Origin of the sequence: Microbacterium dauci (genome assembly GCF_030065535.1) — a bacterium.
Lineage (GTDB): Bacteria > Actinomycetota > Actinomycetes > Actinomycetales > Microbacteriaceae > Microbacterium > Microbacterium dauci.
The window spans coordinates 685,797-703,683 of the sequence record NZ_JASJND010000001.1 but is presented as its reverse complement, the minus strand read 5'-3'; the positions used below and the strand labels follow the sequence as shown (position 1 = coordinate 703,683).

20 protein-coding genes are annotated in these 17,887 nt (G+C 70.3%); 5 read left to right on the top strand and 15 right to left on the bottom strand.

Features of this window, described 5'->3' with window-relative positions:
* Window positions 1-12: 12 nt before the first annotated feature.
* Together QNI14_RS03390 and QNI14_RS03385 are read right to left on the bottom strand one after the other, a co-directional pair.
* Window positions 13-669 (bottom strand): alpha/beta hydrolase family protein, encoded by a 657-nt coding sequence (locus QNI14_RS03390; protein ID WP_283714816.1) that lies wholly within the window; start codon window positions 667-669, stop codon window positions 13-15.
* Window positions 666-1,343, bottom strand: coding sequence for a YflT domain-containing protein (locus QNI14_RS03385; RefSeq protein ID WP_283714814.1), 678 nt, complete (start codon window positions 1,341-1,343; stop codon window positions 666-668). Before QNI14_RS03385 ends, QNI14_RS03390 begins: the two co-directional genes overlap by 4 nt.
* 72 nt (window positions 1,344-1,415) lie before the next feature.
* Here QNI14_RS03385 and QNI14_RS03380 point away from each other — a divergent pair, with 72 nt between their 5' ends.
* From QNI14_RS03380 to QNI14_RS03370, 3 genes are read left to right on the top strand one after another with little or no spacing between them, the layout of a single operon-like run.
* Window positions 1,416-2,678, top strand: coding sequence for a magnesium transporter MgtE N-terminal domain-containing protein (locus QNI14_RS03380; RefSeq protein ID WP_283714812.1), 1,263 nt, complete (start codon window positions 1,416-1,418; stop codon window positions 2,676-2,678).
* Window positions 2,678-3,217 carry a DUF1003 domain-containing protein gene (locus QNI14_RS03375; protein WP_283714811.1) on the top strand — a complete coding sequence of 180 codons (540 nt, stop codon included), beginning with the start codon at window positions 2,678-2,680 and terminating at the stop codon, window positions 3,215-3,217. The genes QNI14_RS03380 and QNI14_RS03375 overlap by 1 nt, the downstream gene beginning before the upstream one ends.
* Complete coding sequence (locus tag QNI14_RS03370) at window positions 3,214-4,341, top strand: Mrp/NBP35 family ATP-binding protein (protein ID WP_283714809.1); 1,128 nt, start codon at window positions 3,214-3,216, stop codon at window positions 4,339-4,341. Before QNI14_RS03375 ends, QNI14_RS03370 begins: the two co-directional genes overlap by 4 nt.
* A gap of 9 nt (window positions 4,342-4,350) precedes the next feature.
* On the opposite strand, the gene QNI14_RS03365 is transcribed toward QNI14_RS03370, so the two are convergent.
* Complete coding sequence (locus QNI14_RS03365) at window positions 4,351-4,764, bottom strand: twin-arginine translocase TatA/TatE family subunit (protein WP_283714807.1); 414 nt, start codon at window positions 4,762-4,764, stop codon at window positions 4,351-4,353.
* Between the two features lie 73 nt (window positions 4,765-4,837).
* Between QNI14_RS03365 and QNI14_RS03360 the strand changes: the two genes are divergently transcribed.
* Window positions 4,838-5,476 carry an O-methyltransferase gene (locus QNI14_RS03360; protein ID WP_283714805.1) on the top strand — a complete coding sequence of 213 codons (639 nt, stop codon included), beginning with the start codon at window positions 4,838-4,840 and terminating at the stop codon, window positions 5,474-5,476.
* Between the two features lie 68 nt (window positions 5,477-5,544).
* Here the strand turns inward: QNI14_RS03360 and QNI14_RS03355 are convergent, their stop codons facing one another.
* The 3 genes from QNI14_RS03355 to dapE form a co-directional block, all read right to left on the bottom strand.
* The gene (locus QNI14_RS03355; RefSeq protein WP_184216798.1) at window positions 5,545-5,718 is read right to left on the bottom strand and encodes a DUF3117 domain-containing protein; all 174 of its coding nucleotides are present in this window, start codon (window positions 5,716-5,718) and stop codon (window positions 5,545-5,547) included.
* A gap of 140 nt (window positions 5,719-5,858) precedes the next feature.
* Window positions 5,859-7,058 carry a hypothetical protein gene (locus QNI14_RS03350; RefSeq protein ID WP_283714796.1) on the bottom strand — a complete coding sequence of 400 codons (1,200 nt, stop codon included), beginning with the start codon at window positions 7,056-7,058 and terminating at the stop codon, window positions 5,859-5,861.
* Window positions 7,040-8,116: a succinyl-diaminopimelate desuccinylase gene (gene dapE, locus QNI14_RS03345; RefSeq protein ID WP_283714795.1), complete on the bottom strand. Its 1,077-nt coding sequence runs from the start codon at window positions 8,114-8,116 to the stop codon at window positions 7,040-7,042. The genes QNI14_RS03350 and dapE overlap by 19 nt, the downstream gene beginning before the upstream one ends.
* Before the next feature lie 72 nt (window positions 8,117-8,188).
* Here dapE and dapD point away from each other — a divergent pair, with 72 nt between their 5' ends.
* A complete protein-coding gene (dapD, locus tag QNI14_RS03340; protein WP_283714793.1) occupies window positions 8,189-9,133 on the top strand; it encodes a 2,3,4,5-tetrahydropyridine-2,6-dicarboxylate N-succinyltransferase in 945 nt (314 codons plus the stop codon).
* A 78-nt stretch (window positions 9,134-9,211) separates the two neighbouring features.
* Here the strand turns inward: dapD and QNI14_RS03335 are convergent, their stop codons facing one another.
* From QNI14_RS03335 to QNI14_RS03295, 9 genes are all read right to left on the bottom strand, one after another.
* Complete coding sequence (locus tag QNI14_RS03335; RefSeq protein WP_283714792.1) at window positions 9,212-9,616, bottom strand: SHOCT domain-containing protein; 405 nt, start codon at window positions 9,614-9,616, stop codon at window positions 9,212-9,214.
* Window positions 9,617-9,713: 97 nt separating this feature from the next.
* The gene (locus tag QNI14_RS03330) at window positions 9,714-11,009 is read right to left on the bottom strand and encodes a citrate synthase (protein WP_283714790.1); all 1,296 of its coding nucleotides are present in this window, start codon (window positions 11,007-11,009) and stop codon (window positions 9,714-9,716) included.
* A gap of 101 nt (window positions 11,010-11,110) precedes the next feature.
* On the bottom strand, window positions 11,111-12,217 hold the full coding sequence (gene dapC, locus QNI14_RS03325) for a succinyldiaminopimelate transaminase (RefSeq protein WP_283714788.1): 1,107 nt from the start codon (window positions 12,215-12,217) through the stop codon (window positions 11,111-11,113).
* Window positions 12,218-12,227: 10 nt separating this feature from the next.
* On the bottom strand, window positions 12,228-12,548 hold the full coding sequence (fdxA, locus tag QNI14_RS03320) for a ferredoxin (RefSeq protein WP_283714787.1): 321 nt from the start codon (window positions 12,546-12,548) through the stop codon (window positions 12,228-12,230).
* Window positions 12,549-12,557: 9 nt separating this feature from the next.
* Complete coding sequence (locus tag QNI14_RS03315) at window positions 12,558-12,941, bottom strand: histidinol dehydrogenase (protein WP_283714786.1); 384 nt, start codon at window positions 12,939-12,941, stop codon at window positions 12,558-12,560.
* A gap of 29 nt (window positions 12,942-12,970) precedes the next feature.
* Window positions 12,971-13,285, bottom strand: a complete 315-nt coding sequence (locus QNI14_RS03310; protein WP_283714784.1) for an AzlD domain-containing protein — start codon at window positions 13,283-13,285, stop codon at window positions 12,971-12,973.
* Window positions 13,282-14,007: an AzlC family ABC transporter permease gene (locus tag QNI14_RS03305; RefSeq protein WP_283714783.1), complete on the bottom strand. Its 726-nt coding sequence runs from the start codon at window positions 14,005-14,007 to the stop codon at window positions 13,282-13,284. The genes QNI14_RS03310 and QNI14_RS03305 overlap by 4 nt, the downstream gene beginning before the upstream one ends.
* Window positions 14,008-14,022: 15 nt before the next feature.
* Entirely contained in the window at window positions 14,023-15,936 is a 1,914-nt protein-coding gene (gene typA / locus QNI14_RS03300; RefSeq protein WP_283714782.1) for a translational GTPase TypA, read from the bottom strand.
* An 85-nt stretch (window positions 15,937-16,021) separates the two neighbouring features.
* Window positions 16,022-17,884, bottom strand: a complete 1,863-nt coding sequence (locus QNI14_RS03295; protein ID WP_283714781.1) for a dipeptide ABC transporter ATP-binding protein — start codon at window positions 17,882-17,884, stop codon at window positions 16,022-16,024.
* Between the last annotated feature and the right edge of the window lie 3 nt (window positions 17,885-17,887).

Below are 17,887 nucleotides of genomic sequence, written 5' to 3'. Positions count from 1 at the left end.
CCGCGCGCGAGATCAGGCGTGTGCGCGAAGCCAGGGGACGACGGATGCCGCGAGCTCGGCGCCGACCTCTTCGGCGGGGCGCTTGCGCCCCTTCACCTCGAAGGAGTGGCCGCCGCCCTCGGTCCAGGCGATCTCGGCGCGCTGGCACGTCGCCACCGCCGCGACGAAGTCGTCGGTCGGCTGCAGGAACGGGTCGACGGTGCCCGCGAGGAACAGCTGCGGCTGCGCGATCTGCGGCAGATGCGCGGCGCGCGCCTTCTCGGGCTGCCCCGGCGGGTGGAACGGATAGCCGAGGTAGACGAGTCCGGCGGGGTCGATGACGCCCTCGGATGCCGCGACGCTCGCCATCCGGCCGCCGTACGACTTGCCCGCAGCGAACCACGGCAGCGCGTCGGCAAGCTCCGCGGCGCGCGAGGCGACGGCCCGCCACGTCGCCACCGCATGCGCGGCGGGACCCGGCATGCGGCGACCGGCTTGCACGTAGGGAAAGACGAAGCGGAGCGTCGTGACACCGGCATCCGCCAGCGCACCGGCCGCCCCTGCCAGGAACGGGTGGTCCATCCCGGCTCCCGCACCGTGTGCGAGCGCGACGACGGCCCATGGATCGGATGCCGCGTCGACGATCTCGCCGACCTCGACCGTCCCGGCGGGCAGGTCGACGGAGATCATCGCGAGGGATCGGGCCCGGGCGCCGGGTCGGCCGGCGGGTCGATCCGCTCGCCGTAGCGCGGCGGTTCGACGGGCGGCGCGGGAGCGGGGTCGACGCGTTCTTCGGGAGCTGCCGGCGCCGGGTCGACGCGCTCGGGCAGCGGCTGTCCCGGTGCGACGCGTTCACCGTACTGCGGCGGCGTCGTCAGGTCGACCGGCGCGGGCGCGACGGGGGCGGCGGCGGGACCGAGCAGGTCCTTCGCGCGCGAGAAGCTGCGGGGCAGCACCGTCACGTCGTAGTGGTCGGCGATGACCTGCGTGACCGACGTGTAGTCGCGGCGGCGGCGGATGATCGAGTAGCTGATGATGCTCATGAGCATGCCGAGGGCGATACCGACGAGCATGACGCCGACGAACACCTGGATGACCGCCTCGGGGCTGCCGAGGACGAAGATCGCCGCGAACAGCAGACCGAGCAGCAGCCCGTTGATCGCGCCGGATCGTGCCGCCGTCGCGTACCCGAGGCGCCCCGTGATGCGCTCGACCGAGCGCAGTCCGCGCCCGACGATCGCGATGTCCTGCGCCGGCACGTCCGACGAGATGAGGGTCGAGACCGACTTCTGGGCCGCCTCGTACGAGGCGTACTCCGCGACCGTGGCGCCGTGCTCCTTGGGTGCTCCGCCCAGCATGCTCATCGCACCAGTCTGACACGCGCGGCTTTGCGCCAGCGCAGAGTCCGCGATGGACTCGCGGACTACGCTGGACGGGTGAGCACGCAGCGGGTCTTCGTCGCACGCCTGACCGGGTGTGCCGTTTTCGATCCCGCGGGCGACCGGCTCGGCCGCGTCCGCGACGTCGTCGTCATCTATCGCAAAGACGATCCGCCGCGCGTCGTCGGCTTGGTCGTCGAGATCCCCGGCAGACGCAACGTGTTCCTCTCGATCGGTCGGGTGACCTCGATCGCCAGCGGTCAGGTCATCACCACAGGCCTCATCAACGTGCGCCGCTTCGAGCAGCGCGGCGGCGAGGTGCGCGTGATGACCGAGCTCATCGGTCGGAGCGTCCATCTGAAGGACGCCTCCGGCACCGCCGTCATCGAGGACGTCGCGATCGAACGCGACCGCCTCGGCGATTGGCAGGTGGGCCAGCTCTTCCTCCGCAAGCCAAAGACCAGTGCGTCGCCGTTCGCCAAGGGCCCGACGACGTTCGCGCAGTGGAGCGACGTGCTCGACCAGCAGGTCGCCGGTGAAGCGCAGTCGGCGGAGCTGCTCGTCGCGTCGTTCTCGGAACTGAAGCCCGCCGACCTCGCGAACACGCTGCTCGACCTTCCCGAGGAGCGCCTGCTCGAAGTCGCCGAGGAGCTCTCCGACGACCGCCTCGCCGACGCACTCGAGGAGATGCCCGAGGACGAGCAGGTGCACATCCTCGAGGCACTCGGCGACGAGCGAGCCGCTGACGTGCTCGACGCCATGGAGCCCGACGACGCCGCCGACGTGCTCGGTGCCCTCTCGGACGTCCGCGCCGAGCAGCTCCTCGAACTCATGGAGCCCGAAGAGGCCGAAGACGTGCGCGCCCTCCTCGAGCACGGTCCCGACACGGCCGGTGGTCTCATGACGAGCGAGCCGATCGTGCTGTCGGCGGATGCCACGGTCGCCGAGGCGCTCGCCCTCATCCGCCGCCACGAGCTGCACCCCGCCCTCGCGGCCGCGGTGTACGTGACGCTGCCGCCGTACGAGACGCCGACGGGACGCCTCCTCGGCGTCGTGCACTTCCAGCGGATGCTGCGGTACCCGCCGCACGAGCGACTCGGCTCGATCATCGACGACACCGTCGAGCCCGTGCCCGTGTCTGCGTCGGCCGCCGAGGTCGCCCGCATGCTCGCGAGCTACAACCTCGTGGCGCTCCCGGTCGTCGACCACGCCCGACACCTGGTCGGCACGGTGACGGTCGACGACGTGCTCGACTACCTGCTGCCCGACGACTGGCGCTCGCAGGATGCCGACGACGCGCAGCCGGAGGTGCGCCGATGATGGCCCGCGCGCCGAAGTCCGGGTTCGAGGCCCCTCGTGGCCGTCGGACCTCGGTCCTCGGTCGGTCGACGGGTCGTGCCCCGCAGCCGTCGCGAGACCGGTTCGGACGCTTCACCGAGTGGATCGCCCGCGCGATGGGAACCCCCGCGTTCCTGCTGATCCTGACGCTCTTCTGCGTCGCCTGGATCGTGTGGAACACCGCGGCGCCCATTGGTCTGCGGTTCGACGACGCGGCGCTCGGGTTCACCGCGCTCACCCTCATGCTCTCGCTGCAGGCCTCGTATGCCGCGCCGCTCATCCTCCTCGCGCAGAACCGTCAGGACGACCGCGACCGCGTGCAGATCGAGCAGGACCGTCAGCGCGCGGAGCGCACCCTCGCCGACACCGAGTACCTCGCCCGCGAGGTCGTCGCGCTCCGGATGGCGCTGACCGACATGCAGCACGAGGTGCTCACCCGCGACGTGCTCCGCCAGGAACTCCGCGCGCTGCTGAAGGAGCTCGACGAACGCGACACCCCCGCCGAGGACGAGCGCCCGTGACCGACGCCGCACTCGTGCGGCGTGCCGTCTCCGCCGTCACCGACCCGGAACTGCGACGTCCCCTGGGTGAGCTCGACATGATCCGTGACGTCCGGGTCGACGACGGCGTCGCGGTCGTGGGCATCGCGCTGACGATCGTCGGGTGCCCGGCCGCCGACCGCATCGAGCGCGACGTCCGAGACGCGGCGGCATCTGTCGCGGGGATCGACAGCGTGACCGTCGAGGTCGGCGTCATGAGCCCGAGTGAGCGCGCCGCGCTCGTCGAACGCCTGCGCGGCCCGCGGACGATGCCGTTCGGCCCCGACTCGCTCACGCGCGTGATCGCCGTCACGAGCGGCAAGGGCGGCGTCGGCAAGTCGACGCTCACCGCGAACCTCGCCGTCGCGCTGGCGCGGCGCGGGCTCGCTGTCGGCCTCATCGACGCGGACGTGCACGGGTTCTCGATCCCGGGGCTCCTGGGCCTCACCGACGCCGACGGCCGGCCCCCGCAGCCCACGCGGATCGACGACCTCATGCTGCCGCCGGTCGCGCACGGCGTGAAGACCATTTCGATCGGGATGTTCCTGCCGCCGGACGCCCCCGCCGCGGTTGCTTGGCGCGGCCCGATGCTGCACCGGACCGTGCAGCAGTTCCTCACCGACGTGCACTTCGGTGACCTCGACGTGCTCCTCATCGACATGCCGCCCGGCACGGGCGACGTTGCGATCTCGGTCGGCCAGCTCCTCCCCCATGCCGAGGTGCTCGTCGTGACGACACCGCAGGCCGCGGCATCCGATGTCGCCGTCCGGAGCGGTCTCGTCGCACGCCAGACCGGTCAGCGTGTCCTGGGCGTCGTCGAGAACATGGCGGCCTTCACCCTCCCCGACGGCACGCTCGTCGATCTGTTCGGATCGGGCGGCGGCGCGCAGGTCGCCGCGGCGCTGTCGACCGAGACCGATGCGGTGCCGCTGCTTGGCAGCGTGCCCCTGAGTCCCGCGCTCCGGCATGGCGGCGACGTCGGTGAGCCGGTCGTGATCGCGGAACCTGCGGATGCCGCGGCGTCCGCGATCGACGCGGTCGCTGCGAGCCTCATGACGCAGCGGCGTTCGCTCGCCGGCAGGTCCCTGCCGGTACGTCCCAACTGAGGCTCGCTGTCAGGTCGCTTCGGCGTCGAACGGCGGCGGCGCGTCGGCCGGCCGCGGTGCGACGGGGGTGGTCGGGATCGCGGGTGTCGCGGTTGCGATCCCAGGCGTCCCAGCCGCCGACGCGGCTGCGGCCACCGCCGGCGTCGTCGCGACCGGCTTGACCGGTGCGTCGTCGATCAGCGCCTCTCGGATGATCCGGCGCGGGTCGTACTGCCGCGGGTCGAGCTTGCGCCACTCGATCTCGTCGAACTCGTCGCCCATCTCGTCGCGCACCCGGGAACGGGCGCCGTCGAGCCACTCCCGCACGCGCCTCGCGAAGCGGCCGAGGCTCGCGGCGTACCCCGGCAGTCGCTCGGGTCCGAGCAGGACGGCGGCGATGAGCGCGATGAGGAGGATCTTCTCCAGATCGAGCCCATTCGACATGCCTCTCAGGTTACCCGTGCGCCTGAGCCGTTCGCGGCACGTCGCGACCTAGGCTGTGATCGGAGGTCCAGCTATGGGCGAATACGACGCCACCCGCAGGTTCGCAGACGAGTCGATCGTCGAACCCGACGCGATCGCGCGCGCTCGCGCGCACGCACTCGAGATCGGCGCCGACCCGATCAGTGCCGCCGTCGGCGCGCAGTGCGCGGTCATCGCCGCGGCCAGCCGGGCGCTCAACATCGTCGAGATCGGCACCGGTGGCGGCGTCTCGGGGCTCTGGCTGCTGCGCGGCTCACCCCGCGCGACACTCACCACCATCGACAAGGAGCCCGAGCACCTCGCCGTGGCGCGCTCCGCGTTCGCCGACGCGAAGATCCCGGCCGCACGCGCCCGGTTCATCTCCGGCCGCGCGGCGGATGTCCTCCCCCGCATGAACGAGGCCTCGTACGACATCGTCCTCGTCGACGCCGACGTCGAGGGCGTCATCGAGTACGTCGAGCACGGCCTGCGACTCGTCCGCGCCGGGGGCACGGTGCTGGTGCCGCGCGTCCTCGCGGGCGGTGCCGTGGCCGACCCGGTGCGACGCGGTCCGCTCGAGAGCGCGTTCCGATCGCTCATCCAGGAGACGCAGTCCTCCCCCGCCGTCCTCGGGGCACTCTCGATCGTCGGCGAAGGGCTGCTCCAGCTCACGACCGTCGCGACCGAGGGCTGACGCCGGAAGGACCCCCGGAAACGCCGAACGGCCGATCCCCCGACCGGCCGTTCGATTGCGTTGTGGTGTCAGGCTGCGCCGACGACACCCGCCAGGACGCTGTGGAGTTCCTTCGCCTCGTCGTCGTTCACGGACACGACGAGTCGTCCGCCCCCTTCGAGCGGGACACGCACGATGATGAGGCGGCCCTCCTTGACGGCCTCCATAGGTCCGTCTCCGGTGCGCGGCTTCATGGCTGCCATGGTGGGGCTCCCTTTCGTCTTCGGCCTACCGAACAAGTCTACCCAATGGGCTGAACCGGTTCGCCTCGCGCCACCGGTCGGTGGCATCCGGTGTCATCTGACGCGACACTCAGCGCACCCCGCATCGCGGGGCCGCGACCTCAGGGAATGCGGTAGTAGGTGTCACCGAGGGCGAGCATCTCGTGGATCCACCACCACTGTCCGGCGATGCACGCGACGAGCACACCGATGCGCCACCACCGCGATGTCGGCACCGCGACGGCCCCGGCGAGCGGCGTCAGCGGGAGCAGGAGCCGGAAGGTGCTCGACTGCGGGAAGAAGACGAGCAGCAGGTAGACGAGGTAGCTGGCCGACCAGAGCCTGACCTCGCCGCCGAGCTTCCGCACCGCGGGTGCGAACAGCAACGCGCCGGCGATGGCTGCGACGAGGATGCCGAGCACGACGTACCCGAGCGCTTCGGGCAGCCCCCACAGACCGAACCACACTGCGGTCGCAGTGAGGAAGCCGCTGAACGGTACGAAGCCCTCCTCCGGGCCGACCCAGCTTCGTCGCCACGCCAGCTCGGTCTCCATGTACGCGGTCGGGTCGCCGGTCGCGATCGCGGCGAACACCTGCCATGAGAACCCGACCGCGCACGCCAGCGCGCCGAGCGCCACGATGTGCACGATCTGCCGCGTCGGCAGCGGGTCGGCGCGGCGACGGAACCACCGCACGATGCCGTACAGGCCGAGCAGGAGCGCGAACGCGAGGACGCCCGGGCGCGTGTAGCCCATCAGTGGGATGAGCAGGTACAGCCAGCCGAACGACCGCTTCGACAGCGCGAGGAGCGCGAGCAGCAGCCAGACGAGGAACAGCGACTCCGCGTAGCCCATCTGGAACAGCGCCGCGAGCGGTCCGTTCGCGAAGAAGACCACCGCCCAGACGGCGGCGACGTCGCCGATCCGCTTCCGGAGCAGGAAGAAGAGCACCACGGATGCCGCGTACCCCGCGACCAGCGACAGGACGAGCGCTCCCGTGGGGTAGCCCCCGAGCAGCGTCCCCAGCGCGTTCGCGAGGTACGGGTAGATCGGCATGAACGCCCAGCCGTTCTCGGCGACCACCCCCGCATCGTTCACCGGCAGCTCGGTCGGGTATCCCGACACCGCGATGAGCCAGTACCACTGGCCGTCCCAGCCCAGCGCGAGCGAGCCGATCGTGGCATCCGCACCGAAGCGCGAGTTCGGACCCGAAAGCTCGGCGGCGATCCAGAACAGCCCCGTCGTCAGCAGGCGCGCGGCGACGTAGACGACCGCGATGAAGCCCCAGACGGCGAGCGGCGACCTCAGGCGCCGGTGAGCCACGCGCGGAGCCCCCGCTCGACGTCCTCGATCTGCGAGAGCGGCACGCGCTCTTCGTCGTGGTGCGCCAGGTGCGGGTCGCCGGGGCCGTAGTTCACGGCGGGCACACCCATGGCCGAGAAGCGGGCGACGTCGGTCCACCCGTACTTGGGCTGCGGCACGGCGCCGACCGCGGCGACGAACTCCTGTGCAAGCGGCGCGTCGAGACCGGGGCGCGCGCCCTCCGCCAGGTCGACGATCTCGACGTCGAAGCCCGCAAGCACGTCGCGGATGTGCGCTTCGGCCGCCGCACCGTCCTTGCTCGGGGCGAAGCGGTAGTTCACCTCGACCTCGCAGGCGTCGGGGATGACGTTCCCGGCGATGCCGCCGCCGATGCGGACGGCGTTGAGCCCCTCGCGGTAGACGAGCCCCTCGACCTCGACCTCGCGCGGCCGGTACTCGGCGAGCCTGGCCAGGATCGGCGCGGCCTTGTGGATGGCGTTCTCGCCGATCCAGGCGCGCGCGCTGTGCGCGCGGACGCCCGAGGTCCGGACGATCGCGCGGAGGTTGCCGTTGCACCCGCCTTCAACCTGCCCGTTCGACGGTTCCCCGAGGATCGCGAAGTCGGCCTCGAACAGGTCGGGACGGGATGCCGCGAGGCGGGTGAGGCCGTTGAGCTCGGCGGCGACCTCTTCGTGGTCGTACCACATCCAGGTGATGTCGACGCGGGGGTCGGTGAGCTCCGCGGCGAGCTTCAACTGCACCGCGACGCCGGCCTTCATGTCGACGGTGCCGCGTCCCCAGATGAAGGGCTGCCCGTCGACATCGACGTCGCGGGTCGGGACATTGCCGTTGATGGGGACCGTGTCGATGTGCCCGGCGATCGCGACGCGCTGCGCGCGCCCGAGGTTCGTCCGCGCGACGATCGTGTCGCCGTGGCGGGTGACCTCGAGGTGGTCGAGGCCGTCGACAGCGGCGAAGATCGCGTCGGCAAGGGGCGTCTCATCGCCCGAGACACTCGGGATGTCGCAGATCGTTCGGGTGAGGTCGACGGACGAAGCGGTGAGGTCGAGCACGGGCATGGACCGAGTCTAACGACGGGCCGTGAGCCCCGACCGGCGTGGTCGCCCGGGCGGGGCCGGTAGCCTGGACTGGTGAGTGAACTGCGTCGCGTGTGGGGTATCGGTCTGGCCACGAAGCGGACGGACGGGACGGTGCTCGACACCTGGTTCCCCTCCCCCGCGCTGGGAGCCGCTCCGGACTCCCCCGACGTGTCCTCGCTCGAGCCGCACGCGGGCGCCGACGAGCGCCGAGGCGTCGTCGTCGAGGTGGTCGTCGTCGACATCGATCTGGATGCCGCGCCGACCTCGACCTCCGACGCATACCTGCGGTTGCATGCGCTCTCGCACCGCCTCGTGCAGCCGAACGACGTCGACCTGACCGGAATCTTCGGGCACCTCCCGAACGTCGCGTGGACGAACGCCGGCCCGGTCCACCCGGACGACCTCGAGCGGCTGCGCCCGGGCCTCGTCCGCGCCGGCATCCAGGTGCAGGGGCTCGACAAGTTCCCGCGCCTCACCGACTACGTGGTGCCGTCGGGTGTTCGAATTGCGGATGCCTCGCGGGTGCGGCTCGGTGCGCACCTGGCATCCGGCACCACCGTCATGCACGAGGGCTTCGTCAACTTCAACGCGGGCACGCTCGGCGCCTCTATGGTCGAGGGACGCATCTCGCAGGGTGTCGTCGTCGGCGACGGCAGTGACATCGGCGGCGGCGCCTCGATCATGGGCACGCTGTCGGGCGGCGGCACCCACCGCGTGTCGATCGGCGCTCGCACGCTGCTCGGCGCGAACGCCGGCATCGGCATCTCGCTCGGCGACGACTGCATCGTCGAGGCGGGCCTCTACGTCACCGCCGGCACGAAGATCGTGCTGTCCGCCGAAGCGCCCCTGCACGACGGCTCGCGCCCGGTCGTGAAGGGCGCCGACCTGTCCGGCCAGCACGGTATCCTCTTCCGCCGCAACTCGCTCACGGGTGCCGTGGAAGCGGTGCGGCGCGAGGGCGTCGGCGTCACGCTGAACGCCGACCTCCACGCCTGAGCGTCCCTCCGTTTACGAACGGTTTTCGGGGTTCTCATCGATCTGAAAGCCCCAGAGTCGTGCGTAAACGGACGAGGGTCAGCCGCGGAGCGCGGCGGCCCGTGCCTCGCGGTGCTCCTCGTCCGAGATGACGCCGCGGGCGTGCAAGTCGTCGAGTTCGAGCAGGCGCTGCTCGAGTGACGGTTCGAGCGTCGGCTGCTGCCGTTCTGCCAATGCGTCGCTCCGCAGGACCTTCGCCGCGATCGCGGCATCCACGGTCAACGGATCGATGCCGGCGTTCTTCAGGATCCGGTACTTGCGGAACCCGACCACGATCGAGACGATGATCCCCGCCACGACGAGGACGAGCACGAGTCCGAACATCGCGTTGAAGCCGGCGGCCGCAGCCTCGAACCCCGTGTCGAACTCGGGGTTCACCGGCACGAACTCACCCTCCCCGTAGAACCCGTCGACCGGAATGAACTCCCCCCAGAGCTGTCTCATGCGCTCAGCGTAGCCCTGCAATGGCGATTCCGCGTGGATCGGCACGACGAAGCGCCCACCCCTCGGAGAGGGCGCGGGCGCTTCGTGCTGCGGACAGTCAGGCCTCGGTCGGGTAGTCCCGCTCGCCGGCGCCCACGTAGAGCTGCTGCGGACGACCGATCTTCGTCTGCGGGTCGTACTGCATCTCGCGCCAGTGCGCGAGCCAGCCGGGCAGGCGGCCGATCGCGAACAGCGGGGTGAACATGCGGGTCGGGAAGCCCATCGCCTTGTAGATGACGCCGGTGTAGAAATCGACGTTCGGGTAGAGACGGCGCTCCTTGAAGTAGTCGTCGTTGAGGGCGATCTCTTCGAGCTCGTTCGCGAGGGCGAGCAGCGGGTCTTCGACACCGAGTTCGCGCAGCACCTCGTCGGCCGACTCCTTGACGAGCTTGGCGCGCGGGTCGTAGTTCTTGTAGACGCGGTGCCCGAAGCCCATGAGCTTCACGCCGTCTTCCTTGTTCTTGACGCGCTCGACGAACCGCTGCACGCTCTCGCCGGAGTCGCGGATGCGCGCGAGCATGTCGAGCACAGCCTCGTTCGCACCACCGTGGAGCGGACCGTACAGGGCGTTGATCCCAGCAGAGATCGACGAGAACTGGTTCGCACCGGTCGAGCCGACGAGGCGGACGGTCGACGTCGAGGCGTTCTGCTCGTGGTCCTCGTGGAGGATGAGCAGCCGCTCGAGCGCCCGCGACATGACCGGGTTGATCTCGTAGGGCTCGGCGTGGTTGCCGAAGTTCAACTTCAGGAAGTTGTCGACGAAGCTCAGCGAGTTGTCGGGGTACAGGAACGCCTGGCCGATGCTCTTCTTGTGCGCGTACGCCGCGATGACGGGCAGTTTCGCGAGCATGCGGATGGTGTTCAGCTCGACGTGCTCGGGGTTGCCCGGATCGCTCTGGCCCTCGTAGTAGGTCGAGAGCGCGGCGGTCGCGGCCGAGAGCACCGACATCGGGTGCGCGGTGTGCGGCAACGCCGAGAAGAAGTGCTTGAGGTCTTCGTGGAGGAGCGTGTGGCGACGGATCTTCTCGTCCCACTCGCCGAGCTGGTCGGCGGTCGGGAGCTCGCCGTAAAGCAGCAGCCACGCGACCTCGAGGTAGCTGCTGTGCTTCGCGAGCTGCTCGATCGGGTAGCCGCGATAGCGCAGGATGCCCTGGTCGCCGTCGATGTAGGTGATCGCCGACTTCGTCGAGGCGGTGTTGACGAATCCGTAGTCGAGCGCCGTGTGGCCGGTCTGCTTCGTGAACGTCGAGAAGTCGACGCTCGGGACGCCCTCGCTTCCTGAGACGAGCGGAAGTTCCGCGGTCTTGTCACCAACGGTCACGGTGGCGATCTGAGGGGTGTCCGCGTTCGTCACGAAGCCTCCTTGCGGTCGTCGGGAGCGGTCTTTACAGCCTATCGGTGTGCGAGCGCGTCTCCTGACCTCGCCAACGGATCGACCGATTCGTGTGAGGAATGCTACGAAGCGAGCAGTCGCTGGGCCGCCGCCGCGATCCGCTCATCAGACGCGGTGAGCGAGAACCGCACGTGCTGCGGGAAATGCGACCCGTAGAAGTGTCCGGGTCCGGCCAGGATGCCGAGCTCCGCGAGCCGCGCGATCGAGTCCCACGCGTCTTCGCCGGCGGTGGCCCACAGGTAGAGTCCGCCTTCACTGTGGTCGATGCGGAACCCGGCCGCCTCGAGCGCAGGGCGGAGCGTGTCGCGACGCGCACGGTAGCGCTCGCGCTGCGCGTCGACGTGCTCGTCGTCCTCGAGGGCTGCAACCATCGCCGCCTGCACGGGCGCCGGCACCATGAGACCGAGATGCTTGCGCGCCGTCAGCAGCGGTTCCACGATCGACGCGTCGCCCGCGAGGAACGCGGCCCGGTAGCCGGCGAGGTTCGACTGCTTGCTGAGCGAGTACACCGAGAGGAGACCGGTGAGGTCGCCGTCGGTCACACGCGGATCGAGGACGCTGGGGACCGCGGCATCCGCCCACGGTCCGTCCCAGCCGAGCTCCGCATAGCATTCGTCGGATGCCACGACGGCGCCGAGCTCGCGTGCGCGGGCCACGGCCCGACGGAGCTCGTCGACGCCGAGGACGCTGCCGTCGGGGTTGCCCGGTGAGTTGAGCCACACGAGGCGGGTCGCGGCCGGCCATTCGTCGGGGTCGTCGGCCGCGAGCGGGGTCGCACCGACCAGGCGCGCGCCGACCTCGTACGACGGATACGCGGCACGCGGGTGGACGACGACGTCGCCGGGGCCGAGGGCGAGGAGCAGCGGCAGGAGCGCCACCAGCTCCTTCGAGCCGACGGTCGGAAGGATGTGCGCGGGCGTGAGTCCCGGAACACCGCGGCGACGCGCATACCAGGCGGCGATGGCCTCGCGCAGTGCAGGGGTGCCGACCGTCTGCGGGTATGCGTGGGCGTCGGTGGCGGCGCTCAGCGCTGCCGCGACGACCGCCGGCGTGGGATCGACCGGAGAGCCGATCGACAGGTCGACGATGCCATCCGCGTGGGCGCGGGCACGCGCGGCATACGGGGCGACGGCATCCCAGGGGTAGTCGGCGAGATCGCGGACGCTCATGCGCGGCGACTCAGTGGGCCTGCGGCGGGAGCGCGGAGATGACCGGGTGATCCTTCGCGATCACACCGACCTTCGCGGCGCCGCCGGGCGAGCCGATGTCCTCGAAGAACTCGACGTTCGCGTTGTAGTAGTCCTGCCACTCCGCCGGGAGGTCGTCCTCGTAGTAGATGGCCTCGACCGGGCAGACCGGCTCGCACGCACCGCAATCGACGCACTCGTCCGGGTGGATGTAGAGCGATCGCTCACCCTCGTAGATGCAGTCGACGGGGCATTCGTCGATGCAGGCACGATCCTTCACATCCACGCACGGCAGGGCGATCACATACGTCACCCCAGAAGTCTAGTTCGTCGGTCGCAGGGAGGACGCCGAGGGCCAGGCCACCACGATCGCGGCGATGAGCGGGACGACGATGGTCCAGATGACCCCCGTGGTGATCTCACCCTCTGGCGCGGCGGGGACGACGATCGACCCACCGGGACCGCGACCCGAAAGGATCACCGTCGCCGCCAGCGCACCGATCCCGGCTGCGAGTGCGGTCGCCCGCTCCCCCGTGAGGACGCGGATGGCGACGAGCATCGCCGCCAGCCCGACGATGGCCGTGATCAGCCCGACCGGCAGGACACCCCACATCGCGGCCTGGCCGATCACGCACGCGACGCCGTAGACGAAGCCGAGGACGGCGGCGACGAGCCAGGTCGCGATGCGGGCGAAGAGCGGGTTCACGGGACCAGTCTAGAAAGCCACGGCCGAGCTCACGCTGCGAACCCGGCGGCGCGGAGCCCCGCCGCCACCAACGCAGCGGCGACCACGACAGCGAGGAACGGTGCCCGCACCATGAGGAGCCCCGCGGCCACCAGGATCGCCGGCACGCGGGCGTCGAGGACGATCGCCTGCGCCGCCCCGAGTGTCTGCACCACGACGAGCGCCGCCAAGAGCGCGACCGTCAGCAGATCGATGGTCCGTGTCGGCCTCGGCGCGTCGAACCAGCGGGGCGGCACGAGGTAGCCGACCGTCTTCAGCGCGACGCACACGATCGAGGCGAGCAGGAGCGAGGTCCACAGCGTCACGGGCGCACCTCCCCCGGCTCCACCGGGCGGACGTCGTCGCCCGCCTTCGGTCCACCCAGGTTCGTCCAGCCCACGACGAGGGCCACGACCGCGGCGACGAGCACGGGCAGCCCCGGCATGAGCGCCGGCGTCAGCACCGCCGCGACGACGGCGGCCGCAGCGGCGACAGCGATCGGCTGGCGTCCGCGCAGCCGTGGCCACAGCAGCGCGAGGAACGCGGCGGCCGCCGCAGCGTCCAGCCCGTACGCACGGACGTCACCGAGCACGTCGCCCAGCAGCGCGCCGACGAGCGTCGACAGGTTCCACCCCAGGTAGATGCCGATCCCGGTCACCCAGAAGCCGACGCGCTTGGCCGCGGCATCCGTCTGCGCGAGCGAGACCGCGGTCGACTCGTCGATCGTGAAGTGGGATGCCGCGGCCCGGCGCCAGAATCCGTTCCCGACGACCGGCGACATCCGCAGACCGTAGGCGACGTTGCGGATGCCGAGAAGACCCGCCGAGGCGACCGCCGCGATCGGCAGTCCTCCCCCGCCGATGACGCCGACGAACGCGAACTGCGAGCCGCCGGTGAACATCAGGAGACTCAGGACGCAGGTTTGCCAGACGCCGAGTCCCGACGCCACCGCGAGCGCGCCGAACGACACGCCGTACGCGCTCGTCGCGACCGCGACACCGACGGCGTCGCGCCACGCCCGACGCACGGGCGACGAGTCACCCGCCATCGGGCCCTCCGGAGGTCAGGCGTTCGCGTCCTGGCGCTTGCGCTGCGAGGCCACGCGGCCACGGATGGTCGCGTCCAGCTCGACCTTGCGGATACGGACCTTCTCGGGCGTGACCTCGACGCATTCGTCGTCGCGGGCGAACTCGAGGCTCTCCTCGAGGGTGAGCACGCGGGGCGGCGTCATCGACTCGAAGGAGTCCGACGTCGACGAACGCATGTTCGTGAGCTTCTTCTCCTTGGTGATGTTGACGTCCATGTCGTCGGCGCGCGAGTTCTCGCCGATGACCATGCCCTCGTAGACCTCTTCGGTCGGCTGCACGAAGAAGCTCATGCGCTCCTGGAGGGCGATCATCGCGAAGGGCGTGACGACGCCGGCGCGGTCGGCGACGATCGAGCCGTTTTGGCGGGTGGAGATCGCGCCGGCCCACTCGTCGTAGCCGTGCGAGATGGCGTTGGCGATGCCGGTGCCGCGGGTGATGGTGAGGAACTCGCTGCGGAAGCCGATGAGGCCGCGCGAGGGAACGACGAACTCCATGCGCACCCAGCCGGTGCCATGGTTGGTCATCGTCTCCATGCGGCCCTTGCGACCGGCCATGAGCTGCGTGATCGCGCCGAGGTGCTCTTCGGGAGCGTCGATCGTGAGGTGCTCGAACGGCTCGGTCAGCTTGCCGTTCTCGTCACGACGGGTGACGACCTGCGGCTTGCCGACGGTGAGCTCGAAGCCTTCGCGGCGCATGTTCTCGACGAGGATCGCGAGGGCGAGCTCGCCGCGGCCCTGCACCTCCCACGCGTCGGGCTTGCCGATGTCGACGACCTTGAGCGAGACGTTGCCGATGAGCTCGCGGTCGAGGCGGTCCTTGACCATGCGCGCCGTGAGCTTGTGGCCCTTGACCTTGCCCATGAGGGGCGACGTGTTCGTGCCGATCGTCATCGAGATCGCGGGGTCGTCGACGGTGATCGCGGGGAGCGGGCGGACGTCCTCGGGGTCGGCGATGGTCTCACCGATGGTGATGTTCTCGATACCGGCGATGGCGACGATGTCACCGGGGCCGGCCGACTCGGCCGGGAAGCGCTCGAGCGCCTGCGTCTTGAGGAGCTCGGTGATGCGCGCGTTGGTGTGCGTGCCGTCGTGACGCACCCACGCGACTGTCTGGCCCTTCTTCAGCGTGCCGTTGAAGACGCGCAGGAGCGCGAGGCGGCCGAGGAACGGGCTGGAGTCGAGGTTTGTGACCCACGCCTGCAGCGGCGCCTCGTCGTCGTAGGCGGGTGCCGGGACGTGCTCGAGGATCGCCTCGAACAGCGGCTCGAGGTCGTCGTTGTCGGGCAGGGCGCCGTTGTCGGGGCGGGTGCGGGATGCCGCGCCGGCGCGACCCGAGGCGTACACGACGGGGACGTCGAGGAGCGCGTCGACGTCGAGGTCGGGGACGTCGTCCTGGAGGTCGGAGGCGAGACCCAGCAGCAGGTCGTGCGCCTCCTCCTCGACCTCGGCGATGCGCGCGTCGGGACGGTCGGTCTTGTTGACGAGGAGGATGACCGGCAGCTTGGCCTCGAGCGCCTTGCGGAGCACGAAGCGGGTCTGCGGGAGCGGGCCCTCGGACGCGTCGACGAGGAGCACGACGCCGTCGACCATGGACAGACCGCGCTCGACCTCGCCGCCGAAGTCGGCGTGGCCGGGGGTGTCGATCACGTTGATCGTGATCGGGGTCTCGGTGTGGGCACCGTTGTACGTGATCGCCGTGTTCTTGGCGAGGATCGTGATGCCCTTCTCGCGCTCGAGGTCGTTCGAGTCCATCGCGCGCTCTTCGACGTGGGCGTGTTCGCCGAACGAGCCGGTCTGACGGAGCATGGCGTCGACGAGCGTCGTCTTGCCGTGGTCGACGTGAGCGACGATCGCGACATTGCGCAGATCCGAGCGGAGGGCGTGGGCCATGAGGGTCCTCAACAAAAGCGAATGGGGGTGCGACCCGGATTCGGGTGCACCCCCATTCTACAAGCGGTTCAGCTGGGAGCCGGCGTCACCGGCCCATCGCCGAGCTTCCGCCGTGACGACGCTGGTCGATACCGGGTTCGGACGGCGTCGCGGGCTGCGCGGCATCCACCGTCGGAACGTGCTCGGTGCCGCCGCCGATGAGGGCGGCCCGGGCCTCGCGACGCGCGCGCTGCTGGTCGGGGTCGGGCACCGGCACCGCCGCGATGAGCCGCTGCGTGTACGGATCCTTCGCGCCGCGCAGGATCTGGTCACGCGTGCCGACCTCCACGAGCTTGCCGTGGTGCATCACCGCGATGCGGTGCGCGAGGATGTCGACGACCGCCAGGTCGTGGCTGATGAACAGGCACGCGAACTTCAGCTGCTGCTGCAACTCCTGCAGCAGGTCGAGGAAGCGGGCCTGCACCGACACGTCGAGCGCCGAGGTGGGCTCATCGGCGACGAGGAGCTCGGGCGCCAGCGCGAGTGCGCGGGCGATGCCGACACGCTGCTTCTGACCACCGGACAGCTCGTGCGGGAAGCGGTTGCGGTACGACGTCGGCAGCTCGACCTGGCTGAGCAGGCTCTCGACGCGACGGTCGAGCTCCTTGCCGCTCGCCTCGCCCGCGAGCAACAGCGGCTCGCCGATCGACTGACCGATCGGCATGCGCGGGTTCAGCGACGACGCCGGGTCCTGGAACACGATGCCCGTGCGACGACGGATCGCCGTGAGGTCCTTCAGCGACGCGTTCGAGATGTCGGTGCCGACCGCCGTGAGCTTTCCCTCGGCGATGGGGAGCAGACCTATCGCAGCGCGACCGAGGGTGGTCTTGCCGGAGCCCGACTCCCCCACGAGACCCATGATCTCGCCCGGGTAGACCTGCAGATCGATGCCGTCCGCGGCGCGGAACGCGGGGATCCGCCCACGCTTCGGGTACTCGATCGCGACGTTCTCGAACGAGAGGATCGGCGCCTGGCCGCTCTCGGACGGCTGCACCTTGTCGGTCGCGTGCTCGCGGATCGCTGCGACGGATGCCACGCCCTCGACCGTGACGCCCGCCTCAACCGGCTCGAGGACGCCGAGGCCGAGGTGCGGGACCGAGGCGAGGAGCGACTTCGTGTACTCGTGCTGCGGCGCGTGGAAGATCTCGTCGACCGAGCCGGACTCGACGACGACACCGTTCTTCATCACCATGATGCGGTCGGCCAGGTCGGCGACCACGCCCATGTCGTGCGTGATCAGGATGATCGCGGAGTCGAGGCGGGTGCGGAGGTTGCGCATCAGGTCGAGGATCTCGGCCTGGACCGTCACGTCGAGCGCGGTCGTCGGCTCGTCGGCGATGAGCAGCATCGGGTCGCACGAGATCGACTGGGCGATCATCGCGCGCTGGCGCTGACCACCCGACAACTGGTGCGGGTACTTGTGGAAGGACTGCTCGGGGTTCGGCATCTCGACCATGCGGAGCAGCTCGATCGCGCGCTCCTTGGCCTTGGCCGGAACGAGTTCACGGTCGTGCGAGCGGAGCGCCTCCATGATCTGGAAGCCGACGGTGTAGACCGGGTTGAGCGCGGTCATCGGCTCCTGGAAGATCACCGAGATCTCGTTGCCGCGGAGCGCGCGCAGTTCGGCGTCCGGCATCCCCTGCATCTCCCGGCCACGCAGCTTCATCGAGCCGCTCACACGGGCGTTCTCGGGGAGCAGGCCGAGCAGCGCCATCGAGCTCGTGCTCTTTCCCGAGCCGGACTCACCGACGATCGCGAGCACCTCGCCGCGGTGCAGCTGGTAGTTCATGCCGATGGCGGCGGGGTAGAACTGGCCCTCGACCCAGAAGTCGACGCCGAGGTCCTGGACCTCGAGGATCGTCTCTGCCGAGGCAGCGGGAGCCGTGGCTGCCTTCATGGAGTGCGTCATGCG

Excerpts from the sequence above, each read along its gene's own strand:
- QNI14_RS03390 (WP_283714816.1), bottom strand. The coding sequence starts at position 669 with ATGATCTCCGTCGACCTGCCCGCCGGGACGGTCGAGGTCGGCGAGATC.
- QNI14_RS03385 (WP_283714814.1), bottom strand. The coding sequence starts at position 1,343 with ATGAGCATGCTGGGCGGAGCACCCAAGGAGCACGGCGCCACGGTCGCG.
- QNI14_RS03375 (WP_283714811.1), top strand. The coding sequence starts at position 2,678 with ATGGCCCGCGCGCCGAAGTCCGGGTTCGAGGCCCCTCGTGGCCGTCGG.
- QNI14_RS03365 (WP_283714807.1), bottom strand. The coding sequence starts at position 4,764 with ATGTCGAATGGGCTCGATCTGGAGAAGATCCTCCTCATCGCGCTCATC.
- QNI14_RS03360 (WP_283714805.1), top strand. The coding sequence starts at position 4,838 with ATGGGCGAATACGACGCCACCCGCAGGTTCGCAGACGAGTCGATCGTC.
- QNI14_RS03355 (WP_184216798.1), bottom strand. The coding sequence starts at position 5,718 with ATGGCAGCCATGAAGCCGCGCACCGGAGACGGACCTATGGAGGCCGTC.
- dapE (WP_283714795.1), bottom strand. The coding sequence starts at position 8,116 with ATGCCCGTGCTCGACCTCACCGCTTCGTCCGTCGACCTCACCCGAACG.
- QNI14_RS03335 (WP_283714792.1), bottom strand. The coding sequence starts at position 9,616 with ATGAGACAGCTCTGGGGGGAGTTCATTCCGGTCGACGGGTTCTACGGG.
- dapC (WP_283714788.1), bottom strand. The coding sequence starts at position 12,217 with ATGAGCGTCCGCGATCTCGCCGACTACCCCTGGGATGCCGTCGCCCCG.
- QNI14_RS03305 (WP_283714783.1), bottom strand. The coding sequence starts at position 14,007 with ATGGCGGGTGACTCGTCGCCCGTGCGTCGGGCGTGGCGCGACGCCGTC.
- typA (WP_283714782.1), bottom strand. The coding sequence starts at position 15,936 with ATGGCCCACGCCCTCCGCTCGGATCTGCGCAATGTCGCGATCGTCGCT.
- QNI14_RS03295 (WP_283714781.1), bottom strand. The coding sequence starts at position 17,884 with ATGACGCACTCCATGAAGGCAGCCACGGCTCCCGCTGCCTCGGCAGAG.